This window comes from Dysgonomonas reticulitermitis (assembly GCF_054601275.1).
Genome location: NZ_BAAHWU010000007.1, coordinates 64,774 through 77,153, shown reverse-complemented (window position 1 = coordinate 77,153; position 12,380 = coordinate 64,774). Strand labels below are relative to the sequence as shown.

8 protein-coding genes are annotated in these 12,380 nt (G+C 42.3%); all 8 read right to left on the bottom strand.

The annotated features are described in order from the left end of the window. Positions 1–36 precede the first annotated feature (36 nt). Entirely contained in the window at positions 37–1,758 is a 1,722-nt protein-coding gene (locus tag ACYPZI_RS05450) for a family 43 glycosylhydrolase (RefSeq protein ID WP_459599408.1), read from the bottom strand. Positions 1,759–1,844: 86 nt separating this feature from the next. Further along, entirely contained in the window at positions 1,845–3,392 is a 1,548-nt protein-coding gene (locus ACYPZI_RS05445) for a sulfatase family protein (protein ID WP_459599406.1), read from the bottom strand. Between the two features lie 6 nt (positions 3,393–3,398). Further along, positions 3,399–4,397, bottom strand: coding sequence for a metallophosphoesterase (locus ACYPZI_RS05440; RefSeq protein ID WP_459599404.1), 999 nt, complete (start codon positions 4,395–4,397; stop codon positions 3,399–3,401). Positions 4,398–4,415: 18 nt separating this feature from the next. After that, on the bottom strand, positions 4,416–6,680 hold the full coding sequence (locus ACYPZI_RS05435) for a glycoside hydrolase family 3 N-terminal domain-containing protein (RefSeq protein ID WP_459599402.1): 2,265 nt from the start codon (positions 6,678–6,680) through the stop codon (positions 4,416–4,418). 26 nt (positions 6,681–6,706) lie between these two features. Further along, complete coding sequence (locus ACYPZI_RS05430) at positions 6,707–7,972, bottom strand: glucoamylase family protein (RefSeq protein ID WP_459599434.1); 1,266 nt, start codon at positions 7,970–7,972, stop codon at positions 6,707–6,709. An 81-nt stretch (positions 7,973–8,053) separates the two neighbouring features. Beyond that, positions 8,054–9,769 (bottom strand): glucoamylase family protein, encoded by a 1,716-nt coding sequence (locus ACYPZI_RS05425; RefSeq protein WP_459599400.1) that lies wholly within the window; start codon positions 9,767–9,769, stop codon positions 8,054–8,056. 175 nt (positions 9,770–9,944) lie between these two features. Then, positions 9,945–10,820 carry a LamG-like jellyroll fold domain-containing protein gene (locus ACYPZI_RS05420; RefSeq protein WP_459599398.1) on the bottom strand — a complete coding sequence of 292 codons (876 nt, stop codon included), beginning with the start codon at positions 10,818–10,820 and terminating at the stop codon, positions 9,945–9,947. An 11-nt stretch (positions 10,821–10,831) separates the two neighbouring features. After that, positions 10,832–12,373, bottom strand: coding sequence for a RagB/SusD family nutrient uptake outer membrane protein (locus ACYPZI_RS05415; RefSeq protein WP_459599396.1), 1,542 nt, complete (start codon positions 12,371–12,373; stop codon positions 10,832–10,834). Positions 12,374–12,380 lie beyond the last annotated feature (7 nt).

The following is a 12,380-nucleotide window of genomic DNA, read 5'->3' as shown; positions in this document are numbered from 1 at the left end:
TCGGCTTAAAACTTAAAGGCTTGAGGACAGCATGAATTAATCGACTCTCTTTATCTCCGATATCTCGGATATCCCATTCTCATTAAACACCTCTATGGCAAAATAATACTCCTGATCGGTATTCAATGTCTTTAAAAGTAAGCTGTTATTTCCATATACCATCCACGAACTATACAGCTTATCGGGAGCTATTCCCCAGCGGATATTATATCCCTGTGCATTGTCCTGCTTATCCCAAGAAATGGTAATATCACGCCTGTCTTTGTGTCTGTTAAGTGTGAAGCCCTTTGCTTTCAAAGGAAGTTTTCCTTTGCCTAAACCAAATACCCGTATCTCCGACATGGCCAGATGGGGAGTAGGTACTTCTATATTGTTATACCTGATATAGCGTGTTAAGACAGGTGATCCCAATTCAATATAATCATTCGGAGTATCTTTGAAGCTATTGCTTTTGTCTATTATGGTAAACCAGATTTTTCCGTCCAATGAGCCTTCTACCGTATAGCGATGCCTTAACCCTGCGATTCTGCCATATATATCCGACTGATAATCCGCATAATTTATTTGTATAGCATACATATCGGCGGGCTTCTCCAAGTCTACCATAACCCACTGTTGATCATCGTTTTTAGCCGACAGCCACGATGTCTTTGCTATTTCATCCGTCAGGGCTGATTTATCGAATTCTCCCTGAGATGACGAAACTGTAACAGGCTTATTATATGAAAGGAGCATCCATCCTCTGAAGTGTCCATGTTTGTTAGCAACCGACGGTGCATAACGCGGATAGTCGCCAAAACGGGTATCAGTGTACATAATACCGTCCTTATCGAAAAATGTAGGGGACATACAAAGACGTCTTTCCCATGTCATATTCACCGAATAATCCATCGTTGAAAAGTGCCAATAGTTCCCTCCGGGACCAACCACAGTACTACCATGTCCTGCACCGTTCATATAGCCTCCGGGTTTATAAGAAACAGGATTATGTTTCTGATAAGTATATGGCCCCAATGGATGATCTGCTATATATACGCCATCGCCATACACATTGAATTGAGTACCCGGGGCAGCATATTGCATATAATATTTTCCATTGCGCTTTGTCAGCCAAGGACCTTCGATATATCCGTCCAATATGGTATCGGAATGGTTCTCCCCGAAACGCTCCCATCCGTGTTTTCCGGCATCGAGGTTGAATAATTCAACAATCATGGTATCAGCAATAAAGCGTTTATTCCTATCGAGTTTGCGCCCTCTTATCGGAAATTTATTGGACGAGCCCCAGAACATATAGGCCTGTCCGTCATCATCTATAAAAAGATCAGGGTCTTGCAGGTTGTTGATAATAGACGGAACAGCTTTCCAATCCCCTTTTTGGGGATTATCGGTATACAATACACTCATATGCCCCGACGGATTACCCGTTACATATAATACAGAATCTTTGTAATTATGTGCAGCCGGAGCATTCGAACCTTCGAAATACCATGTTTCGGGCTTTATAAAATTCCAGTTTTGAAGGTCGGTAGAATGCCAATAACCGTGCGAACGGGTAACAAACATGTAATATTCTCCCCTGAACTCCACAACAGCAGGATCTGCTCCCGAACGATACGAAATATCCTTGTGGGAATTATATATCATATAGGTGTAGTCTACATTAAGCGGATTACAATAGGTATCCATTCTCATACTCTGGGCATTAGCCATGTAGGATAAGACCGAAAACATCAATAGAACAATTATTTTTCTCATTATATAGTTATTTAAATATCAAAAAATCAATGGGAAAGAGGATACAGATTTTACTGTATAGATAAAATATCCATATCTTATAACCACTATTTACAGAATTCCTCCGGAACCTTATACTCCTTCTGTAAACGTGTTAATTCCTCTTTCAATTCACGGGTGATTTTTTCCGTTCCTTTTTGCCCGTATATATTTTGCATCTCCGCAGGATCATTTTTCAGATCGTAAAGCTCCCATATATTTTCTTTATAAAAACACATCAGTTTATAGCGTTCCTTTTTCACCCCAAAATGTGCTCTTACACTATGAAATCCGGGAAATTCATAATAATGATAATACAACGATTTTCGCCAGTCATTCGGAGTTTTACCGTTTTCCACAAGCTTCTTGAAAGATACGCCTTGCATATCTTCCGGTATCTCTATACCACACATATCCAAAAAGGTTGGAGCAAAATCAATATTCTGAGTTAAGTCTTTTACCTTTGTTCCGGCTTTAATCTTTTTAGGGTAAGACATTACCATTGGCATTCCAAACGATTCCTCATACATAAACCGTTTGTCAAACCAGCCATGTTCTCCTAAATAAAATCCCTGATCGGAAGTATAAACAACGATTGTATTTTCATCCAGACCATTTTCTTTCAGATAATCAAGAATTAGACCGACACTTTCATCGACAGACTTTATACATGCCATATAATCTTGAAGATAACGTTGCAGTTTCCATTCTGCTATTTCTTTTTCGGTACGTTTGGTGGTATAGAAATTATTGTTTCGCTCGCGATATGCATCGAAAAAACGTACCCGTTCGCTTTCTGTCATAGTGCCCATAAACGCATGTGGCCAAGGATCGTACAATAAACTATCGGAGTCTATTCCAGCCACCATCTTCAGATCGTGCCCTTCATACATATCGTTGTATATATTCATTTTCTGTTTTGATGCGGCATAACGCCCTTCGTAATCATCAGAATAAGTTTCGGGAACAGGAAATTCAGTATTTTCATATAAACGATAATGGCGTTCGGCCGGAACCCAGTTGCGGTGAGGAGCCTTGTGGTGCATCATCAGGAAAAATGGTTTTTCCTTATCCCTGCTATCCAGCCAGTCTGTTGTGAAGTCTGTTATCAGGTCGGTAACATAACCCATATGGCGGGTCGTATCTCGTTCGGTAATGAAGTACGGATTGCAGTAGTCACCCTGATCGTTGAGTATCATCCAATGATCGAATCCCGTAGGCTTGGAAATAAGATGCCATTTGCCGATAATTGCAGTCTGGTAACCGTTTGCCTGTAATATCTTCGGCAGAGTTTGCTGTGAACCGTCAAAACCCTTATTACTGTTTTTCATAAAACCATTCTCGTGGCTGTGCTTACCTGTGAGTATAGCTGCACGACTGGGGCCGGAAATGGAGTTGCAACAGTAATTATTCATAAAAATAGCCCCATCATTAGCAATCCTGTCAATATTAGGTGTAGGAGCCATTTTCGAAACCGGATGACCATAAGCGCTGATCGCTTGTTCGGCATGGTCGTCACTCATAATAAAGATAATGTTGGGTTGTTGTTTCGCTTTTTGCGCGTACAAATAGAAAGCTGACAACAAAGCCATACCTGTGATAACAGTTCTTTTCATTTCTTCTTATTTAGTATATTGATCTATATTGATCGTATCGAATATAAAATTATGAGCAGATGAAGGATGGTACTTATTCTCCCATGTAGAATAGGTTTTAACATCCATTTCTCCTTTTTTCCTGTCAAAGGTGATGATCCGTAAGTATCCGTTGCCTCCGTTTTCAGAACCGTCTACTCCTCTCTGAAAATTAGCTAACATCTGATAGACATTATTTCCCGCCTCACCTTTACTTATCAAAGTCCCTACCCCGCTTTTGAGTACATGCCCGCAAAACACAGCCAGTATATTGGAATGTTTCGATACCAGCTTTTCCCATATCTGTCCGCCGTCATTGACCGTACGGGCAGAATCTTTACCTATGCCGTAAGTCTGCGGACGCCACCAATCGCTGTTATCGAGCCATGTGCTGTCGCTATACAGGTATGCGTGAGTATTGATAATGACTGCCTTGTTTCTGTTTCTGCTTATAACCTCATCGGCCCATTTCAATACATCGTCGGAAGGTCCGAATTCGAGGCTCATTATCAGCCAGTCTATACCTCCCGAGCTGATGTTTATATAATGATTGTCAACAGAATCTTTATTAAAACTGCCTCCCCAGTATTTCTTATCAGCGAAACGTTTTACAGGGAAATATTTATTCGCCATAGATGTATTATGAACATCCGAGAATTTTCCGGGCTTACTGCCTAAGTCGTGGTTACCCAAAGAGAACGTGTATGGCAATCCGGTTTTCTCTATTTTGGAAAAATACTCCGACATCAGCATCCATTCTGTAGGATGATTATCCTGAGTGAGATCACCGACATGGATCACGGCGTCAATCTTGTTCTTGTTTTTCAGTATCCAATCCACCTGTGATTTGAATACTTCGGGACAGGATTCAAGATATGTTTGGGTATCGGGCAGAACAACAAATACTGTTTTTTGCGATGAACTGCACGAACAGAAAACCGCAAAAAACAGTAATGCTACCAATAAATAATTTAATACGTGCTTCAAACCTTAATATTCTTTTATCTATTCCAGTTCAAAATCAGCTACATTAGCCTCGTCGGCAGAAGATGAGGCCACCCATAGCTTAAAAGCTCCCGGTTCTGCTGTATAATTCATATTCAAATCGTAGAATGCAAGCTCTTTTTCTGTTATTTCGAATTTCACCTGTTTGGTTTCGCTTGCTTTCAAAGTGACTTTACTAAAACCTTTAAGTTCTTTCACCGGACGGGTCACACTTGCAGTTATATCATGCACATACAACTGAACAACCTCTTCACCATCATAACTTCCTGTATTGGTTACATCGGCCGTTACAGTAATAGTTCCGCCTTTAGCCAAAGATGGCTGATCCAGCTTTAAGTTGCCGATACTAAAGGTGGTATAACTCAATCCATAACCGAAAGGATATAAAGGAGAATTATCCACATCGAGATAAGAAGACCTGTAATCTACCTTCAGATTAGCGGGATCTACCGGACGGCCTGTATTCTTATGGTTGTAATAAATCGGAACCTGGCCTATATTTCGCGGAAAACTTATAGTAAGCTTTGCCGAAGGGTTATAATCCCCGGCAATAACATCGGCAACGCCATGTCCCGCCATTGTACCCGGATACCACGCTTCCAATATGGCATCTATATTTTCGTGTTCCCAGCTAAGATCGAGCGGTCGCCCGTTAAATAGTACCAGACCTATTTTTTTATTTAGCTTTTTTAGTTCTTTCAATAATTCCTGCTGTGCGCCAGGTAGTCTGATATCGGTACGGCAGGCCGCTTCGCCCGACCAATTGAAATCTTCACCCATAGCCACCAGAATAATATCTGCCTGACGTGCGATGGAAAGAGACTGTGCGAATTTCGACTTATCGTTTGTAGTCAGGTCGCAGCCCTCTGCATAGACAAATCTTATTTTCGAATCTTTATATTTTTCCGTGAGTCCATCGAACAGCGAAACACTTTCGTTCCTATTTCCACGTCCGGCCCATTCCCCGTTCAGGCTTCTCCGGTTCTTCACCATAGGGCCGATAAGAGCAACAGTCTGCCCCTTATTTTTATCCAGCGGGAAATAACTATTATCATTTTTCAACAATACAACTGATTTTCTAACAGCATTACGGGCTGTTTCCAGAAATTCAGGTTTCATCAATGTCGATTTTTCCCTTTCGGTATCTAAATACCTGTATGGATCGTCAAATAGCCCGAGAATAAATTTCATCTCCAGAATACGGCGAACTGAATTGTCGATAACCGATTCACTTACCAAACCTTCTTCAACTGCTTTTTTCAGATTCTCTATATAAAGCCCGTCGGCCATATCCATATCTACTCCGGCATTTACAGTCAAAGCTGCCGCTTCTTTTTCGTCTCTAGCCACTCCATGAGCAATAAGTTCTTTCACCGCTGTATGGTCTGAAACTGCAAATCCTCCAAATTCCCAGTCTTTTCGTAAGAGATCTGTAAAGAGGAATTTGCTTCCTGTGCACGGTACTCCGTTTATCTCGTTAAATGCAGCCATATAAGTTGCTACCCCGGCTTCATTCGCCGCTTTGTAAGGAGGCAGATAGATTTCGTGTAGTGTTCTTTCGGATAACTCCGCTACATTGTAGTCCCTTCCGGCCTCAGCAGCTCCGTACGCCGCAAAATGTTTTGCACAAGCCAGTATTGTATTCGTCTCTTTCAGACTTTCCCAGCTTTCTCCCTGAAAACCTTTTACCCGGGCCTTCGCGATGAGGCTTCCCAGATAAGGGTCTTCTCCGGCGCCTTCCATCACCCTGCCCCAACGTGCATCGCGCGCAATATCTACCATAGGGGCGAATGTCCAGTGAATGCCGACAGAAGATGCTTCCTGCGCAGCAATATTCGCTGTTTTACGCATCAGGTCAAGATCCCATGAACAAGATTCGGCTAACGGCATGGGGAAAATAGTCCTGAAACCATGTACTACGTCGAATCCGATAAGCACGGGTATCTTCAGGCGGGAATTCCGCATTGCCGCATCCTGTATGGTTCGATTGTTTTCTACTGTTACCGTATTAAACACACTTCCTATCGTACCTTCGCGCAGGTATCTGGCAACATCCGAATCGGATGCCGGCCCCGTGATAATTTCCCCATTACTGGCGAATTGTGTCATCTGGGCTATTTTTTCATCCAGAGTCATCAGGGCAAGTACAGAATCGACTTTTTGTTCTATCGTTTTGTCTTTACTGTAACTCTGCCATGATGAATTTTTGTTACATCCACAAAAAAATATGGATAGAAAAGATACGGCTATGAATAGTTTTTTCATACTTTTTCTATATTAGTGTTCATATATTATTTCAAATGAGGACTTTTGAATCCAAGTTTTTTCAATCCGTTCTGAATATCGGGATGAGTCATAAAAAGATTCCAGATCAACTGGGTACGGTAATTTTCTATCATAACCACGATAGGTCCTTGATCGATAGCCAAGTATGATTCGGCAAACCAGTTTTCGCCCAGATTAAAGGCATCTTTAAATCCGTATTCCCCCCACAATCTGTCTTCCAGTTCTTCATAGAAGTAGCGTAATGCCTGCATCGAATATTCAGGAGTATAAGGAAACGAGGACAGTGCCGCAGTAGGTGTTATAACTCCCCGGTCATTCTGGGGGCTATGCGCTGAGTAGCCTTTGTTTCCGTCACTGGCTGTCAGTCCCCAACATTTTTCGCTATATCCCTTATAGTTATTCGGATTTTCTATACAGTGCCGGCGATTGATAAGTGTGTGGTTCACCATCTGCTCCCAGTAATCGGCATAATTGTCTTTCAGTCCTCTGGGATCGAGTCCCATATAAGAATAATGAGTAAAGAACAACGGCCCGCCGAAGTCATTTCCCAAAGGGAGTTTAATTCCATAATATTCGCGTCCGTTTCTGAAAACATTGGAATTGGCCCACCCCCTGTGATAAACACTCTCTTTGATAGGGTATGTAGGCGATGATGCCGCCAGAATGTACGCAATATGGCATTCGTTATGTCCTTTTATCTGATGTGCCATAGACCACCCGTGATTGGGAGACCAGTGCCAAAAAAGGACGTCTTCATCATTTCTTGTGAAGAAATTCCATTCGGCTTCACGCCATAACTTATTGATAAGGCCTCTTATTTGCCTTTCTTCTCGCGTATCTTTTGCAAAATACTGATGAGCAGCCAGCAAACCCTCGAACATAAATGCCGATTCCACCAGATCGGCGCCATCGTCTTTACGACTGAACGGTATGGTTTCACCGGTAGTTCCATTCATCCAGTGAGGCCATATTCCGTGGTAATGTTGAGCATCTTTATTGAGGAAGTTCAATATTTTGATCATCCTCTCAATACCTTGTTCTCTGGTAATGAAATTACGTTCTATGCCCACAATAATAGCCATAACCCCAAATCCCGACCCTCCGGATGTTACCACTCCATGATCGGGCAGCCTCGTGCTATTCGTCCGTTCGCGGGCCAGACCACTGACCGGATGTCCGAAATCCCAGAAATAGCGGAATGTCTGTTTTTGTACCAAGGTAAGTAATTCATTATCGGTCAGTCGTTTTTTATCTTTTGTCTGGGAAAACATACCCAGGCTTCCCAACAGAAAGATGGCAAGTATTAAATATTTTATTCTCTTCATTTGTTTCAAAGTGTAAGTTTTTAATTATTAAAACTGGAAGTCTAATTTTCTTAAACCGGCTTGTATTTCCGTATCGGACATAAGCAGGTTCCAGATCAGCTTACTTCTATAATTTTCTATCATAACGATGACAGGTCCCTGGTCGATTGCTATATGTTGGTTGTCGAACCAGTTGGCGGTGAGATTGAACGCGTCTACAAAGCCATATTCCGACCATAGCTTGTCTCCCATCTTATAATAGAAGAAATGTAAAGCCCTTAATGATTCTTCGGGTGTATACGGCATGGATGATAGAGCGGCGGTAGGAGCTATTACTCCTTTGTCGTTTGATGGGGAATGCGCGCTATACCCATCGTTTCCGTCACAGGCTGTTAGTCCCCAGCAGTCGCTATTGTATCCACGATACGATTTTGGATTTTCTACACAATACTTATAGTTAATAAGGCTGTGGTTACGGTTTTGCTCCCAATAGTCAGCATAACGGTCTTTCAGGTTTCGGGGGTCTATCCCTAAAAACGAATAATGGCTGAAGAACAACGGGCCTCCATAATCTCGTCCCAAAGGGAGCTTGTAACCATAAAATGAACCTCCATGCGCAAAGTCTCCGTTTCTTGCCCAGCCTTCATGATAAACTGATGCCGTTATCGGATATGTCGGTGACGCGGCTGCCAGTATGTAAACGATGAGACATTCGTTCCAGCCTGTAATTTTCAGGTTTTTAGCCCATCCTTTATCAGGACTCCAGTGCCAGTACAGTACGTTTTCGTTATCTTTCCGGAACCATGTCCATTCTATATCTTCCCACAGGCGTGTGATATCACTTCTTAGCTGAGTCTCTCCTGTATTGTTATTACTAAAATAGTTCCTAGCTGTCAGCAATCCTTGAAACAAAAGTGCAGTCTCTACCAGATCGGCGCCATTGTCGTCCGCGCTGAAAGGAATGGTCGCGCCTGTTTGCCCGTTGATCCAGTGGGCGTATGCACCATGGTATTTAGTGCTTTTTGTATCCAGGAAGCTCACTATTTTCTGAATACGCTCCAACGCTTCGTTACGTGTGATAAAACCTCTTTCGGCAGCTACAACAATAGCCATAACTCCAAATCCTGTTCCGCCTGTTGTTACAGTATTCGCGGATGTAGTACGTTCGCGCGCCATCCCCGAAACCGGATGCCCGAAATCCCAGAAATAACGGAATGTTTGTTTTTGCGCCAAAGTCAACAGTTCTTCATCGGAAACGCGGGAAAACTTATCAGACATGTCCATACCGGTACTAAGGGAATACATTTTCCCTGTAAGAATAGGAGTGCCTTTATCTGATTTCAACCCTGTATTTATAGTGAGTTCATATCCGGCAAATTGCTGTACACCGGCAGTGATAGTGATAACAGGATTGTTATCACTATTTATATTCAGGGATTGAGGTTTCCCCTCTTTATTTTTCAGGGTAATATTATTGGACAGGCTATTAATCGCTACTTTATCAGAGAAAGTCAATACAATGGTCAAATCCGGTTCCAAGTCAACATAACTATCCTGATTCTTTATATTATTGATACTTATCTCCTCTAATTTAAATTTAGCATCATCTACTTCCGGATTATCGTTCCCACCGCAGGAAAGGGTAAAAAAGGCTATGGTCAGCAGGAAACAGATATGTAGGGTTGAGAAAACCGAAGGTATTTTTCTTTTAATAAGGAAAATCTGCCCTCTTTTCGATTTTCTATTTATCATTCTGATATTCATCTTTCTAGATATTATTATTAGTACTGAGCACAATAGTTAAATCAGGCAAAAATAAAAAAGTTTAGTTATAGGTTTCAGCCGGAAGTGTTCCGGCTGAAACCTATTTTGATAACCTAATTACTATGAAAATCACCTATAGCCTATTTCCCCTGATTGCCTTCAGTGTATGCAAGCCTTATTCTTTATTTGTATACAATGCTTTTATCTGATTGTCACTTAAAACCTGGTTATAAAAACGAATCTGGTCGTATTGCCCCGGCATGGTTTTACTGTCAACTACCCATCCATCCTGTTTTCCGGTACTTTGGCCTGCGACCGCGGCAAAAGTTCCAAAGACAATTTTACCATCGCAGAATTCCGGGTCGAATACCAAAGGCCCGAAAGTGCCTCCGCCTAATACTCTGTTAAGCAATACTGCCTCACCATCTCTGAATATCGAGAAAGTGGAAGTAGCCCCATTGTAACGAAAAGCAAGGTGTGTCCATTTATTCCATACATTCTCCACCCTGGAGCTTCCTTCCGGCTGCACGCTACCCACATCGATCCATGTTTCTTTTACAGCGCCATCTTCTGCCAAAGTCCGTAAAAAGCCTTTGATGTATGCCTGGTTTCCGTTATTGTTATTTTCGAAATACAATTCGAGATAACCTCTTGAATGGTCTTTTTTGGCTATGGATAATATACCCTGTACAGCTTCGTTTCTCGGAGAGTTTATCCAGAACGAATAGGTGAAACTTTTAAGGTTGATTATCGTATCGGTGAGCGATGCCGGAGGAGTGGCTATTATATAGGCTCCATCCGAACCCTGAAAGGTTTTACCTATATGCCCGTCGGCATAGCCTTCATTGATCGCAGTCATCGAATAACGGTAGTTACTCGTATTCTTATCGTTATTGTCGAAAGGGAGGTAAACTTTCAACGGGCTGTATTCCGGAACGTACTCAGGCGGATAATCGAATGCCGGGTCCTGGTCCAAATTCTGGAAACAAGAAGTCATTCCGGACAACACGATACATGTTGTGACAAATAAAATATATCTTTTCAGTTTCATAATAATTAAATTTAATAGTTTGGATTCTGAACTAAAACACCATTAGATTTGTCGACTTCCGACTGAGGAAGAGGTAAATATTGATGCTTCGGTAAATAAGTTTTACCTGCCGCTCCCAGTACGGACTGTGCGTCTCCCCACCTAACCAGATCATAGAAACGGTCCCATTCCATAGCCAATTCTACGCGACGTTCATGTTTAATTTTATTACGTAATTCAACCTTGTCCCTTGTTGTTACTTTTGGCAAAATCGTAGGGTCTGACGAACTTTTTCTTGCACGTGCCCTTACCTGTTCCAGATAATCCAGAGCAAGTTCTGTCTGTCCTAATTCATTAGCAGCTTCGGCTCCTATCAATAATACTTCCGAAAAGCGGATCATACGCATATTTACCCAATATCCTCCAGTAGTGTATTTAGTCCTTAAAGCCGGATTTGTATAAGACTTCTTATTATAGTACTTATTGATGACCGCCGCATTTGCGACAGGCTTCTCGCCCCAAGGCTTGTTTGGCGGACATGAAGCAGGATCTTCTCCTGTTTTATAAAAATACAGTAAGGTTTCGTCCTTGCGCGGATCACCCGGTTCAAAGGCATTCCCGAGATTTTCGGTAGGAGTGCATTGTCCCCATCCCAAGTTCCATTCTCCTGCTCCGCGTACGCCCTGTACCGATGCATATTGGCTACCTATTTCATTTGATCCTTTCAGTTCGTCTGTCGCCGTACATTGCAGTTCCCATATAGATTCGCCGCAATTCTCGCCGGTTTCCCTGAATATTTCTTCGAATGGCGTGTTCAAGTTGTATATGCCGGAATTAATCACTTCATTTGCCAATGTTAACATATTCGCCCAATCGTTGCGTTGCATGTAAGTTTTGGCATGCAGAGATTTCGCTGCTCCCCAAGTAAGGCGTCCCGGATACTGGCTTCCCCAGGTAGGCGGCAGATATTTCGCTGCTTCGGTCAGGTCACTGTCAATCAGCTCATATATCTTTTCCACTGATGATTTGGGCACATTGGTCTGGGCCGCGTCCGTAATGGCAAAGTCGATTAAGGGAACTTCACCAAAAGCGCGGACCAGGTTAAAATAGATGAAAGCACGGAAAAAATGAGCTTCCGATTTATTGATAAGGTCTCCGTCATTGAGGGTTCCTTGTTCTTCCGCTTTTTTTATCGCATCCAAGATATTGTTTGCGATATGCACAATCGCATAATTTTCTGTCCAATAAGTTTGTATCATGCCATCAGAGGCATTGTAAATGAAGTTGTCGAACATAGGCTCCCAAGCAGCGCCATCAGAGGCCGTACTTCCTTTCTCCACATCCTCGCACCTGACATTGTGGATTGCTAAAGCTGTATTTCCGGATGTAATATGAAATCCGCGGGCTTTAGCATACATGCTGAATACATCCGATGCAAAAGAACCTCCCGTATTGTCTTTTGCAATCCATTGGCCCTGAGGCTCCTGATTTAGCAAATCACTACACGACACAAATATTGTCGATGCGGCGAGGAGTATATATCCGTAAACGATTTTTGACATATATTTTTTCATAATAACT

Bases quoted from the DNA above. Each gene is read 5' to 3' on its own strand.
- ACYPZI_RS05425 (WP_459599400.1), bottom strand. From the start codon at position 9,769: ATGAATATCAGAATGATAAATAGAAAATCGAAAAGAGGGCAGATTTTC.
- ACYPZI_RS05420 (WP_459599398.1), bottom strand. From the start codon at position 10,820: ATGAAACTGAAAAGATATATTTTATTTGTCACAACATGTATCGTGTTG.
- ACYPZI_RS05445 (WP_459599406.1), bottom strand. From the start codon at position 3,392: ATGAAAAGAACTGTTATCACAGGTATGGCTTTGTTGTCAGCTTTCTAT.
- ACYPZI_RS05415 (WP_459599396.1), bottom strand. From the start codon at position 12,373: ATGAAAAAATATATGTCAAAAATCGTTTACGGATATATACTCCTCGCC.
- ACYPZI_RS05435 (WP_459599402.1), bottom strand. From the start codon at position 6,680: ATGAAAAAACTATTCATAGCCGTATCTTTTCTATCCATATTTTTTTGT.
- ACYPZI_RS05450 (WP_459599408.1), bottom strand. From the start codon at position 1,758: ATGAGAAAAATAATTGTTCTATTGATGTTTTCGGTCTTATCCTACATG.
- ACYPZI_RS05430 (WP_459599434.1), bottom strand. From the start codon at position 7,972: ATGTTTTCCCAGACAAAAGATAAAAAACGACTGACCGATAATGAATTA.